This is a genomic window from Pseudoalteromonas sp. P1-13-1a (genome assembly GCF_001401875.1).
In the GTDB taxonomy this organism is placed as follows: domain Bacteria; phylum Pseudomonadota; class Gammaproteobacteria; order Enterobacterales; family Alteromonadaceae; genus Pseudoalteromonas.
Map to the genome: position 1 here is coordinate 1 of NZ_LKDV01000146.1, position 221 is coordinate 221.

1 protein-coding gene is annotated in these 221 nt (G+C 52.5%); it reads right to left on the reverse strand.

Translation table 11 applies throughout. The features are described from left to right. Positions 1-221, reverse strand: a 221-nt coding sequence (locus AN391_RS20645) for an Ig-like domain-containing protein (protein ID WP_235576517.1), incomplete at both ends; no start/stop codon positions are given.

Sequence of the window (221 nt, forward strand, 5' to 3'; positions counted from 1 at the left end):
ATAACAATATTGACAACAGTGCCTTGCGGCTCTGTTGAAGTACCACTGATGAGTGGCGTGCTGTCGTTGCCAAGTCCCAGTGCATCCACAGTGACAACCGGTGTAATGGTATCGACATTGCCACTGCTGTTAGCTGTGCTCTCATTGCCTGCCGCGTCGGTTATGCTGGCTGTGACAGTAAAGTCACCTTGCGCCAGCGCACCGGGGATTTCAATATCCCA